This window comes from Tsukamurella sputi (assembly GCF_007858445.1).
In the GTDB taxonomy this organism is placed as follows: Bacteria; Actinomycetota; Actinomycetes; order Mycobacteriales; family Mycobacteriaceae; genus Tsukamurella; species Tsukamurella sputi.
Genome location: NZ_VIGV01000010.1, coordinates 28,136 through 45,405 on the forward strand (window position 1 = coordinate 28,136; position 17,270 = coordinate 45,405).

A 17,270-nucleotide genomic window follows, 5' to 3' on the forward strand; every position below is an offset into this window, starting at 1 on the left:
GCGCCCTGCGGATTGTGAGACTCGTCACGGCCGCCCGCGGGTGTCGGTTTGACCTTGTCAGCGGGGATAAGTAGTCTTGACCGGTCTGTGCGCACACCGATCCGTCGGGCGAGTTCGACCTCAAGTCGAGCTTCATGTGCCGCCGAGAAGTTTCCATCCATCGAGACGACGCACGAGCGCCGTCCACTGAACAAGGAGTGTCACCGTGGCCAAGGGCAAGCGGACGTTCCAGCCGAACAACCGTCGCCGCGCGCGGGTGCACGGCTTCCGTCTCCGTATGCGCACCCGTGCCGGGCGCGCCATCGTCTCTGCGCGTCGGAACAAGGGCCGCGCGAAGCTGACGGCCTGATTTTCCCTCTCGCGTAGCGCCACCGCGTACCGGTTCCGCCGGACGCGGTGGCGCTGCTGCAAAGGCGATGGAGAAGGCAGGCCCGCAGTGCTACCCGCTCGCAACCGCATGAGCTCGTCGCGCGATTTCGGCGCGGCGGTCAAGGGTGGCAGACGTGTGGGCCGCCGATCCATCGTGGTGCACGTGGCGACAGCGACGACTTCGAGCCCGGTCCCCGCTTCCGAGGGGGGACCGGGCCTCGTCGTGTCCGCGGTCGATCCGGTCGTGCCGGCGCCGCGCGTGGGGCTGATCGTCTCGAAAGCCGTGGGTAACGCGGTGATCCGGCACTCCGTCGCCCGCCGGCTGCGCGCCGCCGCCGCTTCCGTCACCGCGGAACTGGACGACGGTGCCCTGGTCGTGATCCGTGCGCTGCGCTCCGCCGCCGACGAGGATGCGAACGAGCTGGCCGCACAACTGCGTTCGGGCCTGGCGAAGCTGGGTGCGCTGTGAGTGACGGGGCGGCGACCAGCGCCGGCCGGACCCTCCGGGCGGTTCCCCGGCGCGCATTGATCTCCCTGGTACAGCTGTACCGCACCTGGATCTCCCCCATGCGCCCGCCCACGTGCCGGTTCACCCCCACTTGCAGTGAGTATGCGGTGGAAGCGCTTTCGGCCCACGGAGCGGTGAAGGGCGTGTACCTCAGTACCATTCGCCTGCTCAAGTGCGGTCCATGGCATCGCGGCGGATGGGACCCCGTCCCGGAGTAGTCCGTCCCGACTACGGCGCCAGGCGCCTTCCGCGCGGATCATCGCGCCCGAGAACTTCTTTCGCAGCAACAGCTAGGAGCTAAGGAACGTGGCTTTCAATCCGGTCTCGCTGGACTACGTGTATTACCCGGTGTCGGGCATCATGTGGGTCTGGCACAAGGTGTTCTCGTTCGTGCCCGGTCTCGGCCCCGACAGCGGTATCACCTGGGCGCTCTCCGTGATCTTCCTGGTGCTCACGCTGCGCGCCATCCTGTACAAGCCCTTCGTCCGGCAGATCAGGACGACCAGGCAGATGCAGGAGTTCCAGCCGCAGATGCAGGCTCTGCGGAAGAAGTACGGCAAGGACCGGCAGAAGCTGGCGCTCGAGATGCAGAAGCTGCAGAAGGAGCACGGTTTCAACCCGCTGCTCGGCTGCTTGCCGGCGCTGCTCCAGGTGCCCGTCTTCATCGGCCTGTTCCACGTGCTGCGCTCGTTCAACCGGATGAGCGGCGGCACGACGAGCATGTTCGGTTCGCCGAACATGAACGCCTACGAGACGCGGCACACGGCCAACTACTTCTTCTCCGCGACCGACGTGCAGAGTTTCCTCGATGCGCGTCTCTTCGGCGTGCCGCTCTCGTCGTACGTCCAGGAGCCCGTCGCGCAGTTCCAGGCGTTCATGCCCGTCAAACCGGACCTGGCCTACATCGAGCCGAACTTCCAGAAGTGGCAGATCATTGCGCTCTCGGTGCCGCTGATGATCATCGCGGCGTTGGCCACGCACTTCAACTCGCGCGCCTCCATCGCCCGCCAGCCGGTCGCCTCGCTGGACAATCCGCAGACGGCCATCATGAACCGCCTCATGCTGTGGGTCTTCCCCATCGGCGTGCTGGTCGGTGGCTTCTTCCTGCCCGTCGCCATCCTGATCTACTGGGTCACCCAGAACATCTGGACGTACTGCCAGCAGCACATCGTCTTCGGCAAGCTCGACAAGGAGGACGAGGAGAAGAAGCGGCTGGCACAGGAGAAGCGCGCGGAGAACGCCCCCAAGCCCGGCGCGAAGCCCAAGAAGGGCGCCGCCGCCTCGGCGACGAAGGCCGTCGAGACCGATGCCGAGGACGTCGAGGAGCCCGCCGAGGAGGCGGCGCCGTCGAAGCCCACGCCCGGCGCCAAGCCCAAGCCCCAGCACCCGTCCGCGAACGCCCGGCAGCAGCAGCGCAACCAGCAGCAGCGCAACCGGAACCGCAAGCGCAAGCGCTGAGCGCGCGCACCACGAACCCCTGATGATCGAATTCCCAAGGAGTACCCATGCCTGACGACGTGACCGTCGAGGAGGAGCAGACCACGACCGAGGCGACCGCCGAGTCGCCGGTCGAGAGCCCCGTGGACGAGGACGACGAGCTGGTCGAGGAGGGCGAGATCGCCGCCGACTACCTCGAGCAGCTGCTCGACATTCTCGACTTCGACGGCGATATCGACCTCGACGTGGAGGGTGGCCGCGCCATCGTCGCGATCGACGGCGGCGAGGATCTCACCAAGCTGGTCGGCCAGCGCGGTGAGGTGCTCGACGCCCTGCAGGAGCTGACCCGGCTCGCGGTGCAGCAGTCGACGGGTGACCGCAGCCGTCTGATGCTCGACGTGGCCGGCTGGCGCGCGGGTCGCCGCACGCGGCTCTCCAGCCTCGGTGCCGAGGTCGCGCAGCGCGTCGCGGCGTCGGGCGAGAAGGAGTCGCTCAAGCCGATGACGCCGTTCGAGCGCAAGATCGTGCACGACGCCGTCGCCAAGGTCGACGGTGTCCGTTCGGAGAGCGAGGGCGCGGAGCCGAACCGTCGCGTCGTGGTGCTCCCCAACGCCTAGACTGGATGTAGGTGAACGATGGGTCCCGGGCCGTGCGCCTGGGGCCCATCGTCGTTTCCGGGCGATGGTGCCCGGCTGGATGAGAGCCGTGTGGCAGGAGAGGTTTCACGTGGAACAGCGCGACGAGGCGGGTACACCCGCCGATAGTGGGGCGACGACGGAAGCGCTGCCACCCACTCCCCCGGTCGCGCGGGAGGTCTTCGGCGATCGGCTGGAGCTTGCGGAGGAGTATGCGCAGGTACTCGCGACCGACGGCGTGGTCCGTGGCCTGATCGGCCCGCGTGAGGTGCCGCGGCTCTGGGAGCGGCACATCCTCAACTGCGCCGTACTCGGCGAACTCCTCGAGGCCGGCGAGACGCTCGTGGACATCGGCAGCGGTGCCGGTCTGCCCGGCATCCCGGTGGCCATCGCCCGGCCCGATGTCGAGGTGGTGCTCGTCGAGCCCCTGTTGCGGCGGGCGGTCTTCCTCGAGGAGTTCTGCGGACCGCGACTGCCGAACGTCCGGGTGGTCCGCGGGCGCGCGGAGGAGCGCGCGGTCGTCGACGCGGTGGGTGGCGCTGATGCGGTCACCTCTCGGGCGGTGTCGGGGTTCCCGAAGCTCGCTCCGTGGTCCGCTCCCCTGTTGCGCGACGGCGGCCGACTGTTGGCGTTGAAGGGCTCGCGTGCCGCCGAGGAGATCGAGGAGCACGGCGCGATCCTCACCAAGGCGGGCCTCCGCGATCCGGAGGTCGTGCTGTGCGGTGTCGGCATCGTCGAGCCGGCGACGACGGTGGTGCGCGCCGTGCGTCGAGCGCCCGTCGCGAAGAAGCGTTCCAAGGTCCGCCGCTGACCGGAATACGGTCATTTCCGGCGTGAATCGTTCGGGTCTGATGACCCACGGGTAGTTTCGACACGTGACAGATACGTTCTGCTGAGCGTTCGCGCGATGGTCCGGTGACCATCGAACTGGGACATAAGTACCAGAATTCGGCGGTGCGTGTGCCCGGCGATCGGGACGCAGGGCCGAGGCCCGGCGCGAGAGGCCGCGAGCTGCCGGCGCGATTCGTCGGTGCGGGAGCCGAGTATCGGGAGGTGCGATGCGATCGTCGAACCGGATCCCGCAAGCCTGGTTCGATGGTCGTGGCCGGCGTCCGTGTTCCGTGGGTCTGGCTCCGCCGGGCGGGTACTTGACTGAGCCGCCCCGGCGCCCCGCGCGCTCGTGGCAGGTGCCCGGACCCCTGCCGTGTCGAGTGAGTGTGACGTCCGATCCGGAGCGATCTCGGGGTGTCTCTGCTCGGTGGAGGGCTCACGGTGTGGCTACCCGATCCGGGCGGGCGCCCGATCCGTCGGAGGGAGCCGACCGCCGGACCGATCGGGTGTCGGTGGTCGCGGCGTGAGCCTCGCTGCACCCGGCGGCGGGGTCGGTGACGGCGGCACCACTGTCAGGCGGGGTACGAAGTCGGCCTTCCCCTCTCCCCGTGTGGGGTTCGTGCGACCGAACGCGGGGAGGATTCCAGCGGTCGGATCGGGAGGCCGCGAACCGGCGGAGGGCGCTCGGGACGTGAGGCTCCGTGGAGGATATCGGGGTCGACATCGAGGCGGGCGGGCGATGGAAGCGACGGATGTGCTCGGCCCGGGACGGGTGGACGCGATCCGTACGGAACTCCGTTTCACGTGAAACTCGTGGGGATGAATCGTGACTGGGGGTCTCCGATACCGACAGCGCGAGAGGGTGCGTACACCGCGTGCACCGCGCATCGCAGGAGCGTCTCCGGTCGTGCGCGGATGCATCCACGGCGGCGCGCGGAGGATGTGCCCCCGGGAGTGGCGCTGCGGCACTGCTCCGCGAGGAGGCTCCTGACGTCGCTGCCGACGCTCGGATGGCCGGGCCCGACTGGTGGGTCGACCGCGGTGGGTGCCGATCGCGACGGGAACTGTGGCGACCCGGGACCTATGGAGATCACTGCGCCGTCGCTGCACCACTCGCATCCAGCTCGGAAGCCGGCGCAGTCGTCGGTCGTCGCGGTTCGGCACTCCATGGCCCTGCGGCCCGCCGAGGGTGGGCGGTGCCGGAGAGCGGTCTGTTCGCTTGCCGGTGTGGCGACGGACTGCCCACTCCCCTGTCGGTCGGCATCGGAGCGGTGGGCGCGGCCGGCGACATCGAGGACTCAGCGGCCGCGGCGAGGGGATGACGTGACGATCACCGGCTGGAGGCGACGCCGCGTCACGGCTCGATCCGCCGCATGAGCATCGTCGTTTCACGTGGAACGCCGCCGCGGAGCCTTCCTCTTCCCGAGCCGTGCGGGGTGGGGTGATCGCTTCGTAGGAGACCGTGGAGTGGCGGCATGTGGTCGCGCCCGCAAGGGGATCGTGCGACTCACCTGCGACCTCGAAGCGGACGCAGCGATCGGTCATACGACTCGAGTGCGGGCGAGCGTCGTTTCACGTGGAACACGGAGCCGCCCTCATCCCTGCCCTCGGTCCCCGTGTCCGGCTCAGGGAGCGCGGAGCCCCTTATCCGGCGTTGGCGGTGGATCGTCCGTCGGTGCTCGCTGCGCGCGGAGAAGGCGGCATGAGACTTCCGCGGTGATCGAGGGGTCGATGCGGTCGGGCCGGATGGCGACGACGACGCGCACGGTGCAGCGTTGTTACGGACTCGGGCTCCCACTGGCTGTGGGACGCGCCGCCGTCGACGAACCGCACGATCGACGTCGCTCCGTCGGCACCCGCTCGAGCGACAGAGCCGTCCGGCATGCCGACTGTCGACGAAGCCCGTTCGCCGTGGCGGGGGTGCTGGCGCGGCTCCTGAACGCGGCGTGCGCACCGTGCTCCGCGGGTACCGGTGTTCCGTTCCGCCTCGCGAGTGGACCGACGAGCACAAGTCGTGTGCCGAGAATCGTGGCCGCGCGCCACGTCGATCGGACTGGCCCCCACTGTCGGGATGGGTGCGTCTTCCCCTGGAGACCTGACGGAGTCCGGGGTGGACGGCACAGCTCGACGGTCCGCACGGTGGCCGCTCCCCTGCCGTGCGGCCACCGGCGCCGGCAACTCCGGAGCACTGCCGCGGTTCTCCGCATCCTGTTGTTTCACGTGGAACCGTGCGCACACGCGGAGGCCATGAGAGGAACGAGCGCCCGTCGTGGGTGCCGGGCTGACGCACTCGGACGGAGAAACTAGGATGGGGGCAACTGCTGAGGAGAGCGCGTGACTGATCACGAATCCGGCTTCGACGTTTCACGTGGAACCGCTGACGACGACACCCCGATCGCCGCGGCCGCCCGCCGCGCCAGCCAGGTCCTGACGCCCGGAGCGGCGGGCACCCTGCCCAAGCCGCTGGAGCGTCGCGTCCTGACGATCGCCAACCAGAAGGGCGGCGTCGGCAAGACGACGACGGCGGTGAACCTCGCCGCGGCGCTCGCGCTGCAGGGGCTCCGGGTCCTCGTGGTCGATCTCGACCCGCAGGGGAACGCGAGCACTGCGCTGGGCGTCGATCACCGGTCGGGTGTCCCGTCGACCTACGAGCTGTTGCTCGGCGAGACGACGCTCGAGGAGGCGATGGCGCAGAGCCCGCACTCCCCCAATCTGTTCTGCGTGCCCGCCACGATCGACCTCGCGGGCGCCGAGATCGAACTCGTCAGCATGGTGGCCCGGGAGACGCGGCTGAAGAACGCGCTCAGCAGCGCGGCGGCCGACGACATCGATTACGTCTTCATCGACTGCCCGCCCTCGCTGGGACTGCTCACGGTGAACGCGCTCGTGGCCGCGAAGGAGGTGCTGATCCCGATCCAGTGCGAGTACTACGCGCTGGAGGGTGTCGGGCAGCTGCTGCGCAATATCGAGCTCGTGCAGGCGCACCTCAACAAGGACCTCCACGTCTCCACCGTGCTCCTCACGATGTACGACGCGCGGACCAAGCTCGCGGATCAGGTGGCCGCGGAGGTGCGCAACCACTTCGGCGATCGCGTGCTCGGCGCCACCATCCCGCGCAGCGTCAAGGTCTCGGAGGCGCCGGGCTACGGCACCACGGTCCTGGACTACGACCCGGGCTCCCGCGGGGCGATGAGTTATCTCGACGCCGGGCGCGAGCTCGCCTTCCGCGGCGCCGGGCAGGCGGTGTAGTCGTGGCCGGGCAGAAGAAGGGCGGACTCGGCCGCGGGCTCGCGGCACTGATCCCGACGGGCCCCGACGAGGGGCCCCGCCTCGGGAACGCCGCGGCCGATGTCATCATCGGCGCGCGTGCCGAGGCACCGCCGGCCGACCGGCCGAGGGAACGGCCCGCTCGGCCCGCGCGGCAGGAGGCGGGCGACGAGGCACCGACGGACCTCGCGGAGTCCGGCGCCGTGTACCGGGAGATCGCGCCCACCGCGATCCAGCCGAACCCCCAGCAGCCCCGTTCCGTCTTCGACGAAGAGGGCCTCGCCGAACTCGTCCACTCGATCCGCGAGTTCGGCCTCATGCAGCCGATCGTGGTGCGGCCGCTCCCCCGGCCGCAGGGAGACGCGCGGTACCAGCTCGTCATGGGCGAGCGACGCTGGCGCGCGAGCCAGGAGGCCGGTCTCACGGCGATCCCCGCGATCGTCCGGGAGACGGCCGACGGCGACATGCTCCGGGACGCGCTCCTCGAGAACATCCACCGGGTGCAGCTGAACCCACTGGAGGAGGCGGCCGCCTACGCGCAGCTGCTCGAGGAGTTCGGCGTGACGCACGACGAGCTCGCCGCCCGCCTCGGCCGCTCGCGGCCCGTCGTGACCAACACGATCCGGCTCCTCCGGCTTCCGGTCGCCGTACAGCGCCGGGTCGCCGCGGGCGTGCTCTCCGCGGGGCACGCCCGTGCCCTGCTGGCGCTCGAGGCCGGCGCCGATGCGCAGGACGCGCTCGCCGCCCGCATCGTGGCCGAGGGACTGTCCGTCCGCGCCACCGAGGAGGCCGTCACGCTGGCCAACCGGGGCGACGGCACCGTCGTCCCCACGGCCCCCAAGCGCCGGCAGCCGGCCGACCCCGGTCTTCGAGAGGTGGCGGACCGCATCGCGGACCGGCTGGACACCAAGGTGACCGTCTCGATGGGTAAGCGGAAGGGCAAGATCGTCGTGGAGGTCGGCTCCGCCGACGACCTGGAGCGGATCGTCGCCCTCCTCGCCGAGAAGTGACGTCCCATGGCACTGACGATCGTCCCGCTCACGCTCGGCGGCTTCGACGACCTTCCGCGGCACATCCGACGCTGCGTCTACTGGGAGGTCGCCCCGGACGGTGAGACCCTCACGGACACGGAGTTCGACAAAGAGGCGTGGCTGTCGATGCTCATGCTGGAGTGGGGTTCGTGTGGGCAGGTCGCGATCGACCACGCCGTGGACGGCAGCGCGCGCGTCGTGGGTGTGGCCTTCTACGCCCCGCCCCGCAGTGTGCCCCGGTCCAGCCACTTCCCCACCGCGCCCGTCAGCCCGGATGCGGTGCTGCTCACCTGGGTGGGTTCCGAACCGGGCGTGGACGCGCGGGTGAAGGAGGAGCTGGTGACCGCGGTGTGCACCGATCTCGTGCGCCGTGGTGTGCGGGCCGTCGAGGCCTTCGGGTTGCTGACGCCGGTCGGAATGCTCACGGAAGACGTTGTCGCGCAATTGGATTGCGGACCATGCGGCTGCAACACGCCGCCGTTGACGGATGCCGATTTCCTCGAGCAGATGGGCTTCGAGACCGTCGCCCCGCACCATCGCTACCCCCGGTTGCGCCTCGAGCTCTCGGAGGGACTCGGCTGGAAGGCCGGTGTCGAGCACGCCCTCGAGCAGTTGCTCGCGGCGAGCGCCGCCGAAGCGGCCCTCAGGAACGCCCTGGAGGACACGGGAGACACGGCCGCACCCGTCGGGAGGGCCGGGGAGTACTGACGCCGCAGCGCGCCGCTGAGGCCCGACGATGCCCCCGCGCAGGGCGGGGAACGGCGGGAACGGGCTCGCGGACCGTCAGGCCCGGTTCTCGGCGTTCTCCTCGAGTTCGAGGAGCTCGGCGAAAGTGTAAGTGCCGGTGGGACGGTCGTTCTCGCCCAGCAGGTACAGGCGCTTCACGGCCACGAGGATCGCCTCGGCGATGGTGTCGCGCATCTGCGGCGACGCCAGCACCGCCGCATCGTGCGGATTGGTGACGTAGCCGACGTCGATCTGCACCGTGGGCATCCGGGTGAGGCGCACGATGTCCCAGGTGCGGCCGTGGTAGTGGCAGTCGGTGAGCGGCGTCCGCGCGACGATCTCGCGCTGGATGAAGCCGGCCAGGTTCCGCCCGATGTTGGAGCTCGCGCCGTGGGTGTTACCGAAGTGGAAAGACGCGACGCCGTGCGCACGGTCGTTGCGGTAGTGCGCGGTACGCAGCGCGATCATCATGTCGGCGTCGAAGGTGTTTGCCGTGTACGCGCGGGTGCTGTCGTCGGCGTCCATGCCGCGCGGGCGGGACAGGTAGGTCTCCATGCCGGCGGCCGCCATCCGGCCCTCCAGGCGCGAACTGAGGTCCCAGAGGATCTCCTCCTCCGTGATCTGCCGGCCGTCGGGACCGCGCACGGCGAGGCCGCGATCGGGGCCACCGAGACCCGGGTCGATCACGATGCGCTTGCCCGAGAGCCGCGGACCCGAGCTGCGGACGTGCTCCTCCTCGCGGATCGCGTGCGGCGAGCCGCCGGTGACGCGCGAGCCGAGAAAGGTCAGGGAGCGCAGGGTGGCCGGCCCGCAGATGCCGTCGGCGACGAGGCCGAACTCGCGCTGGTACGCGGACAGGCCCAGGTGCGTCTGCGGGCCGAAGAGGCCGTCGATCATCCCGGCGTAGAAGCCCAGGTTCTGCAGGCGGGCCTGCAGCGCCGCCACGTCGTCGCCCGACGGGGGCGCGGAGGCGATGTAGCTCAGCGTGCGCGCGCCCAGCTGGTAGGTGGACTCGCGCAGGGCCCGGTACGTGGCGGGGCCGACGATGCCGTCGACGAGCAGTCCACGCTGCTGCTGGAAGGCGCGGGTGGCGTGATCCAGCCGACGGTCGAAGACCGCCTCGGGGACGGTCCACCCGCCGACCACCAGGTCGGTGGGTGCCACGTAGTCGCGGAGGAAACCGTGGTCGGCGAGGATCCCGCGGATCTCTGCCACGGCGCCACCGTGATCACCGAGGCTGATGCGTGGCATGGAGCACCCTTCGCTAGCTTCCTGGGGCGAGGCGCCCCAGGACGGGAAATCGAGTACACGATACGGCCCACCGGGCCCCCCGGCCAACGCGACGGCGAATCACACCAGGCCGTCGAGTTCCTTAAGGATAGCGGACTTGCTCTTCGCTCCTACCAACTTGGTGGTCGGCTTGCCGTCCTGGAACAGGATCAGCGTCGGGATGCTGAGCACCTGGTAGTCCCGGGGTGCGGCGGGGTTCTGGTCCACCTCGATCTTGGCGAAGGTCACCTTGTCGCCGTGCTCGGCGGCCAGCTGCTCCAGCACCGGTGCGACCACCTTGCACGGGCCGCACCAGGTGGCCCAGAAGTCGACGAGCACGGGCTTGTCGGACTGCAGGACCTGCTCGGTGAAGGTGTCGTCGGTGAGGGTGACGATCTCGGCCATGGGTTGCTCCTCGGGGAAGGGGTGGGGCTTACTGGGCGACGGCGGCTTCGCGGTGGTGCGCGAGCCAGCGCTCGGCGTCGATCGCGGCGGAACAGCCGCTGCCGGCCGCCGTGATCGCCTGCCGGTAGGTGTGGTCGACGAGGTCGCCCGCGGCGAAGACGCCGGGCACGCCGGTGGCGGTGCTGCGGCCCTCGACCTGCACGTAGCCGTCGTCGTCGACGGTGACCTGACCGGCGACCAGACCGGAGCGGGGATCGTGGCCGATGGCGACGAACAGACCCGTGACCTCGAGGGTTTCGACGGCGCCGGTCACGGTGTTCTCGACGAGCAGCGACTCGACCGACTTCTCGCCCTGCACGGCGTTGACCTTGGCGTCGGTGAGGAAGCGGATCTTCTCGTTGGCGCGGGCGCGGTCGAGCATGATCTTGGAGGCGCGGAAGTTCTCGCTGCGGTGGATCAGGGTCACGGACTTGGCGAACTTGGTGAGGAAGATCGCCTCCTCCATCGCCGAGTCGCCGCCGCCGACCACGGCGATGTCCTGGTCCCGGAAGAAGAAGCCGTCACACGTGGCGCAGGCGCTGACGCCGCGGCCCAGCAGGGCCTCCTCGCCGGGGATGCCCAGGTAGCGGGCGGCGGCGCCCATCGCCAAGATCACCGCGCGAGCGCGGTAGGTGCCCTCGGAGGTGACGACCTCCTTGATCTCGCCGTCCAGCTGGACGGACTCCACGTCCTCCATGCGCAGGTCGGCGCCGAAGCGGATGGCCTGCTCGCGCATCTCGTCCATGAGCTGCGGGCCCATGATGCCGTTCTGGAAGCCGGGGTAGTTCTCCACCTCGGTGGTGGTCATGAGCGCGCCGCCGAAGTTGGTGCCCTCGAACAGGATGGTGTTCAGCTCTGCGCGGCCGGCGTAGACGCCCGCCGTGTACCCGGCCGGACCCGACCCGATGATGATCACGTCCGCGATGTCGGTGCCAGCTGCAGTCATCTACCTACCCAACCCTTGAAGAAGTGCCCGGTTCGTCCGGGCCGACATGTGTGCCAACGGCGCCGGACCCCTGGATGTTCCCGCACCGCTCTCACCCAAGGTTACGACGTACCCCCGCTCCCGGCCGAAGCACGGCTGAGCACGCGGTTCACCAGTACCGACGATCTCTCACCCTGCGCGCACGAGGGAGCGACGGCGAGCACCCGCAGCTCGCCCAGGGCCGTACCCGGCAGCAGGAGGACGGTGGCGTGCGTGCCCCGCAGCTGCATGGAGCCCGCGCCGAGCAGCGTCCGTTGCGGGGCGGGCACCGACGCCGCATCCAGGCACCGGGTCAGCGCGAGGCCATCGGCGAAGGGTCCGCGGTCCCCGCCCGGCACCGCCGCGGCGAGGAGCACGCCGGTCTCCGGGTCCGCCGTCGGCGAGTCCCGCACCGTCGCCACCGCGACGCCGGCCGCCAGGACACCGACCGCGGCCGCCGCAGCACCCAGGACGACGAAGCGCCGGCGGCGCCGCGGCGGAACCGGCACGGGCGCGGCTCTGATGGCCGCCGCGATCCTGCGGTCGCCGAGCGGGTTGTCGGCGACGAAGCCCTCCGGGGCGGACCACTGCGCGTACGTGCGGTCGCGGTACTCGGCGAGGGCGGCGTCGAGCCGCGCCTCCGCCGCACGGCTGAGCTGCGGACCGTCGTCCGCGAAGTCGTCCGTCCGCCGTTCCGCGTGCCCCATCGGAACCTCCTCTCATCAATTGGACGCACCAGCCGCGCGATCGGTTCCCATCGATCTCATTACCCGTTGTGCGGCATGCGAACGACCCGTCCGGCGAGAGGCGCGCGGCGCGCCGGCTCCGCGCCGCGGAGCGGGAGTGCGGCGGCACTGGGAGCGGGAGCGGCCCCGGATCAGCGCAGCAGGCGCTCGAGCCGCGTACGAGCGCGGGCGCGGCGGCTCTTGACCGTGCCGGGAGCGACCCCGAGGAGCTCGGCCGCCTGGCCGACGGACAGCCCGTGCATGTCGACGGCGACGACGGCGGCCCGCTGGTCCTCGGGCAGCATGCGCAGCGCCGCCTCGATGGACAGCCGCCGGTCCAGATCCTCGGCGCCCCTCCCCTCGTCCGAGGCGAGGCCGCTCAGGTCGTCGGGCATGGGGAGCGACGTGCGCACCTGGTTGCGGCGGGCACGGTCGAGGCAGGCGTTGACCACGATGCGGTGCAGCCAGCTCCCCACCTTGCAGTCGCCGCGGAAACTCGGTGAGAGCTGGAAGGCGCGCAGCATCGCGTCCTGCAGGCAGTCCTCCGCGTCGGTGTGGTCGCGGATGGTGCGCAGCGCGGTCGCGCGGAGCTGGCGGGCGTGCCGGTGGAAGAGCTCCGCGAAGGCATCGCTGTTGCCGCGGGCCGCGTCGGCGAGAAGGTCCTCGTCGGAGGCCTCGTCGTAGTCGGGACGCGGTGGGACCCGGGTCGGTCGCCGGCCGGTGCCGCGCACGTCGACCACCGGATCCCCCGATCCAGGCGGCCTCGAGATGGTGTTCCCCCGCTCGGTCATGCACGGATGTTAGAGGGGCTCGATACCGTTATGAGACGAATTCTTTGCAATTCAATGACCGACAGTCGGCGAGACCCGATGTTTGCGATGACGCATGCACTCCCAGGTTCTCGGTGATCGGGACTACAATCGTCGCTGGGCCAGGTGGCGCACCCGTCGCTGTGGAACTTCCTTTCACTGCGTGAGCTATCAGGAGGCCTCTCATGGTCGAATCGTCCCGTCCGTCTGATCCCCTGCCGTCCGCCGGTGCTCCGGGCGATACCGCCGATGAACAACTGGTCGACGCCGTCGTCGCGCGGGCGCAGCGCTGGCTGCGCGCCAGTCGTGGCGCCCGGCCGGCCGAAGTCGGTCGACGGGAGGCGGCAGCCACCGCCAGTCTCGCCGCGCTGCTGCATGATCCGAACGGCGTCGAGTTCACCATGGGTTTCGTGGATCAGGTCGCCAGGCCCGAGGACGATCATGTGGCCGCGAAGGCTCTACGCCGCCTCGTCTCCCCCGCGGCCGGCGGCGCGCCGGGCCGGGCGTTCATGAGCCCCGTCGACGCGGCGCTGCTGCGCGCCGGCACCGTCGCGGCCGGGATCGCCCCGTCGATCGCGATGCCCGTAGCCCGTCTGCGGCTGCGGCAACTGGTGGGCCACTTGGTCTTCGACGCGGAGGGTGAGAAGCTGCAGCGCCGCCTCCGGCGCGCCCGGGAGGTGGGCGTGCGGCTGAACCTGAACCTGCTCGGCGAGGCCGTCCTGGGCCAGGGCGAGGCCGACGACCGGCTCGCGCGCACGCACGAGCTGCTCGCGAATCCCTCCGTCGACTACGTCTCGATCAAGGTCTCGTCCGTCGTGGCGCAGCTCGTCCCGTGGGACCTCGAGGGCAACCGGGACCGCATCGTCGAGCGATTGCGTCCGCTGTACCGCACGGCCCGCGACGGCGGGAAGTTCGTCAATCTCGACATGGAGGAGTACAAGGACCTCCACCTGACCCTCGAGGTCTTCACCGCGCTGCTGGACGAACCCGAATTCCACTCGCTGACAGCGGGAATCGTGCTGCAGGCCTATCTCCCCGATGCATCCGGGGCACTCGCCCGGCTCACCGGTTTCGCCCGTCGCCGCGTCGCCGCTGGCGGCGCGCCGATCAAGGTGCGCCTGGTCAAGGGTGCGAACCTCGCGATGGAGCGGGTGGACGCCGAGCTGCACGACTGGCCGCTCGCCACCTACGGCAGCAAGTCCGACGTCGACGCGAACTACCTGCGCATGGTCGAGCGGGCCCTGCGGCCCGAGAACGCCGACGCCCTGCGCATCGGTGTCGCCTCCCAGAACCTCTTCTCCGTGGCGTACGCCGTCGAGCTGGCGGCGCGACGGGACGTGCAGCGACAGTTGGACATCGAGATGCTGCAGGGCATGGCGCCGATGGAGGCGGCCGCGGTGCGCGCCGACGTGGGCTCGCTCATCCTCTACACGCCGGTGGTGCGGGCCGGCGACTTCGACGTGGCCGTGAGCTACCTGGTGCGGCGCCTCGAGGAGAACGCGTCGAGCGAGAACTTCCTGTACTCGATGTTCAGCCCCGATGCGGGCGCGATCGCGGTGGAGGAGCAGCGGTTCCGCACCGCGGTCGCCCGGCGCGAGCAGGTCCAGGACGGCCCGAACCGCGTGCAGGACCGCGGCGCCGAGACCGTCGTGGCGCACGAAGGTCCGTTCGTCGGGGAGCCGGACACCGATCCGTCGACGCCCGGCAACCGGGCCTGGGCTCGCGCCGCTCTGGAACGACCCGATCGCGTCGAACCCCCTGCCCGGGTGACGGATCCGGCACAGGTGGACACCGCCGTGGACACGGCCCTGGCGGCCCAGCAGACATGGGCCACCGTCCCGGCCGCAGAGCGTGCCGCTCTCCTGCTCCGGGTCGCCGACGAGCTCGCCCGCCGCCGTGGCGAACTGCTCACCGTGATGTCCCACGAGGCGGGCAAGACCGTTTCCGAGGCGGATCCCGAGATCTCCGAAGCCATCGACTTCGCCCGGTACTACGCTCACAGCGCCCTCGAGCTGCACGACGACGAGGCCGTCTTCACTCCGCACCGGCTGGTGGTGGTCACGCCGCCATGGAACTTCCCCGTCGCGATCCCGCTCGGTGGCGTGCTCGCCGCGTTGGCGGCCGGTGCCGCAGTCATCATCAAGCCCGCACCGCAGGTGCTGCGATGCGGCGCCGCGGCGATCGCCGCACTGCACGCCGCCGGGGTGCCCCGGGATCTGGTGCAGTTGGTCAACGCCGACGAGGCCGCCGCCGGCCGCCGCCTGGTCACGCATCCCGGGGCGGACGCCGTCGTGCTCACCGGCTCGAGCGAGACCGCCGCGCTGTTCCGCGGATGGCGTCCCGAGCTGGAACTGCTCGCCGAGACCTCCGGGAAGAACGCGATGGTCGTGACCCCGGCCGCCGACCCCGACCTCGCCGTGAACGACCTGGTGCGCAGCGCATTCGGGCACGCGGGACAGAAATGTTCCGCCGCATCGCTCGCGATCCTCGTAGGCAGCGTCGGCCGATCGCGGCGCTTCCTCGGCCAGCTGCAGGACGCCGTCCGGACCCTGGTCGTGGGTGAGGGCCACGACCTCGCGACCACGATGGGACCGCTCATCGAACCCGCCACCGGCAAGTTGTTGCGCGGGCTCACCGAGCCGGCGGACGGCGAGCGCTGGCTCGTCGAGCCGCGGCGGCTCGACGACACCGGTCGCCTCTGGTCGCCCGGCGTGCTCGACGGGGTGGCGGAGGGCAGCTGGTTCCACACCACCGAGCTCTTCGGACCTGTGCTCGGCATCATGCGTGCCGCTACCCTCGACGACGCGCTGCGGCTGCAGAACTCCACCGGATACGGCCTCACCGCCGGCCTGCACAGCCTCGATCCCGACGAGATCGCCCAGTGGCGGGAGAAGGTGGAGGCGGGCAACCTCTACATCAACCGTCACATGACCGGCGCCATCGTGCAGCGGCAGTCCTTCGGCGGGTGGAAGCGTTCCTCGATCGGGCCGGGCGCCAAGGCCGGCGGACCCAACTACGTCGCGCAGTTCGGGCGCTGGACCGACTCCACCGTGCCATCGGCACCTGAGATCGCGGCCACCGTGTTCAGCGAGCGGATCATCGCCGCCGCCCCCGAACTCGGTCCCGAGGACGTGTCCTGGCTGCACGCCGCGGCCGCGTCGGACCAGCGTGCCTGGGACGCCGAGTTCGGGGTGGAGCACGATCCGACCGGCCTCGCGTCGGAGGCGAACGTCTTCCGTTACCGGCCGCTCCCCCGGCTCGAGGTGCGCGTGGGCCCGGGTGCGCGCGCCCGCGACCTGGTGCGGCTGCAGCTGGCCGCCGCGCGCACGGGTACCCGGCTCGACGTGACCGTGAGCCCCGACGCGCCCGCCATGCCCTTCGCCGCCCCCGTCCACCCCGCCCAGGAGTACGCCGACGGCCTCGGCGAGCGCGCCGAACCCGTCCGCATCCGGGTGCTCGGCGAGCCGGAGCCCGAGGTGGCTGCGGCCGCGGCTCGGTACGGCCACAGCGTGCTCCGCGGACCCGTTCTGCTGTCCGGCCGCCGCGAGCTGCTCAGCGTGCTCCGGGAGCAGGCGGTGAGCACCACCCGGCACCGCTACGGGCACCTCGCCGACGGCGCCGAGTAGTCCGCCGCCGAGGCGTCGGCGCCTACTCCCAGACCCCGGACGTACCGCGCCGGTGGCTGCCGACCAGATGATCGTCGACCATGCCCACCGCCTGCATGAGCGCGTACATCGTGGTGGGGCCCACGAAGCGGAAACCCCGGCGGCGCAGCTCCTTCGACAGGGCGACCGACTCGGGCGAGGTTGCGGCCACCTCCGCCATCGTGCGCGGCGCCGGGGTCCGCTCGGGCTGGAAGGACCACACCAGCTCGACCAGACCGACATCCTCCCGCAGGGCCACCACGGCCCGCGCGTTGCCGATGGTGGCCTCGATCTTCTGCCGGTTCCGGATGATCCCGGCGTCCGCCATCAGGCGTTCGACGTCCCCCTCGTCGAACGCGGCGACCGCGTCGGGATCGAAGTCGGCGAAGCCCGCGCGGAAGGCCGGGCGCTTGCGCAGCACCGTCGCCCACGACAGGCCCGCCTGGAAGCCCTCCAGCGCGATGCGCTCGAACAGCCCCCGCTCGTCCCGGACGGGCATGCCCCATTCGGTGTCGTAGTACTCGCGCAGCAACCCGTCCGCCGCCCAGGCCGGACGCGCGAGCCCGTCCTCACCGATCACCACACCGTCGTTGTTCTCCGCCATCTCGCTC

The 17,270-nt window shown here is 70.7% G+C and carries 16 protein-coding genes; 10 read left to right on the forward strand and 6 right to left on the reverse strand.

Annotated elements, in window-relative coordinates:
• Nucleotides 1-205: 205 nt before the first annotated feature.
• The 9 genes from rpmH (at nucleotide 206) to FK268_RS20100 (ending at nucleotide 8,786) form a co-directional block, all read left to right on the forward strand.
• Nucleotides 206-349: a 50S ribosomal protein L34 gene (gene rpmH, locus FK268_RS20060; protein ID WP_126195658.1), complete on the forward strand. Its 144-nt coding sequence runs from the start codon at nucleotides 206-208 to the stop codon at nucleotides 347-349.
• A gap of 87 nt (nucleotides 350-436) precedes the next feature.
• The gene (rnpA, locus tag FK268_RS20065) at nucleotides 437-838 is read left to right on the forward strand and encodes a ribonuclease P protein component (protein ID WP_146437234.1); all 402 of its coding nucleotides are present in this window, start codon (nucleotides 437-439) and stop codon (nucleotides 836-838) included.
• 98 nt (nucleotides 839-936) lie between these two features.
• Nucleotides 937-1,095, forward strand: a complete 159-nt coding sequence (yidD, locus tag FK268_RS25765; protein WP_414929899.1) for a membrane protein insertion efficiency factor YidD — start codon at nucleotides 937-939, stop codon at nucleotides 1,093-1,095.
• An 88-nt stretch (nucleotides 1,096-1,183) separates the two neighbouring features.
• Nucleotides 1,184-2,335: a membrane protein insertase YidC gene (gene yidC, locus FK268_RS20075; protein WP_269434242.1), complete on the forward strand. Its 1,152-nt coding sequence runs from the start codon at nucleotides 1,184-1,186 to the stop codon at nucleotides 2,333-2,335.
• 47 nt (nucleotides 2,336-2,382) lie between these two features.
• Nucleotides 2,383-2,931, forward strand: coding sequence for a Jag family protein (locus FK268_RS20080; protein WP_146437236.1), 549 nt, complete (start codon nucleotides 2,383-2,385; stop codon nucleotides 2,929-2,931).
• 79 nt (nucleotides 2,932-3,010) lie between these two features.
• Nucleotides 3,011-3,760, forward strand: coding sequence for a 16S rRNA (guanine(527)-N(7))-methyltransferase RsmG (gene rsmG / locus FK268_RS20085; RefSeq protein WP_146437237.1), 750 nt, complete (start codon nucleotides 3,011-3,013; stop codon nucleotides 3,758-3,760).
• A gap of 2,354 nt (nucleotides 3,761-6,114) precedes the next feature.
• Nucleotides 6,115-7,029: a ParA family protein gene (locus FK268_RS20090; protein WP_146437238.1), complete on the forward strand. Its 915-nt coding sequence runs from the start codon at nucleotides 6,115-6,117 to the stop codon at nucleotides 7,027-7,029.
• Nucleotides 7,030-7,031: 2 nt separating this feature from the next.
• Nucleotides 7,032-8,057: a ParB/RepB/Spo0J family partition protein gene (locus FK268_RS20095; protein WP_146437239.1), complete on the forward strand. Its 1,026-nt coding sequence runs from the start codon at nucleotides 7,032-7,034 to the stop codon at nucleotides 8,055-8,057.
• A 6-nt stretch (nucleotides 8,058-8,063) separates the two neighbouring features.
• Nucleotides 8,064-8,786, forward strand: coding sequence for an acetyltransferase (locus FK268_RS20100; RefSeq protein ID WP_146437240.1), 723 nt, complete (start codon nucleotides 8,064-8,066; stop codon nucleotides 8,784-8,786).
• A 75-nt stretch (nucleotides 8,787-8,861) separates the two neighbouring features.
• Here the strand turns inward: FK268_RS20100 and FK268_RS20105 are convergent, their stop codons facing one another.
• The 5 genes from FK268_RS20105 to sigM form a co-directional block, all read right to left on the reverse strand.
• Nucleotides 8,862-10,055 carry an N-acetylmuramoyl-L-alanine amidase gene (locus FK268_RS20105; RefSeq protein WP_146437241.1) on the reverse strand — a complete coding sequence of 398 codons (1,194 nt, stop codon included), beginning with the start codon at nucleotides 10,053-10,055 and terminating at the stop codon, nucleotides 8,862-8,864.
• Nucleotides 10,056-10,154: 99 nt separating this feature from the next.
• Nucleotides 10,155-10,478 carry a thioredoxin gene (gene trxA / locus FK268_RS20110; RefSeq protein ID WP_146437242.1) on the reverse strand — a complete coding sequence of 108 codons (324 nt, stop codon included), beginning with the start codon at nucleotides 10,476-10,478 and terminating at the stop codon, nucleotides 10,155-10,157.
• 28 nt (nucleotides 10,479-10,506) lie between these two features.
• Entirely contained in the window at nucleotides 10,507-11,463 is a 957-nt protein-coding gene (trxB, locus tag FK268_RS20115; protein ID WP_146437243.1) for a thioredoxin-disulfide reductase, read from the reverse strand.
• A gap of 101 nt (nucleotides 11,464-11,564) precedes the next feature.
• A complete protein-coding gene (locus tag FK268_RS20120) occupies nucleotides 11,565-12,188 on the reverse strand; it encodes an RsmA family anti-sigma factor (protein ID WP_146437244.1) in 624 nt (207 codons plus the stop codon).
• A gap of 170 nt (nucleotides 12,189-12,358) precedes the next feature.
• Nucleotides 12,359-12,997: an RNA polymerase sigma factor SigM gene (sigM, locus tag FK268_RS20125; RefSeq protein ID WP_146437245.1), complete on the reverse strand. Its 639-nt coding sequence runs from the start codon at nucleotides 12,995-12,997 to the stop codon at nucleotides 12,359-12,361.
• A gap of 203 nt (nucleotides 12,998-13,200) precedes the next feature.
• Here sigM and FK268_RS20130 point away from each other — a divergent pair, with 203 nt between their 5' ends.
• Nucleotides 13,201-16,641 (forward strand): proline dehydrogenase family protein, encoded by a 3,441-nt coding sequence (locus FK268_RS20130; protein WP_146437246.1) that lies wholly within the window; start codon nucleotides 13,201-13,203, stop codon nucleotides 16,639-16,641.
• 22 nt (nucleotides 16,642-16,663) lie between these two features.
• Here FK268_RS20130 and FK268_RS20135 read toward each other — a convergent pair whose 3' ends face one another.
• Nucleotides 16,664-17,263 (reverse strand): DNA-3-methyladenine glycosylase I, encoded by a 600-nt coding sequence (locus tag FK268_RS20135; protein WP_146437247.1) that lies wholly within the window; start codon nucleotides 17,261-17,263, stop codon nucleotides 16,664-16,666.
• Nucleotides 17,264-17,270 lie beyond the last annotated feature (7 nt).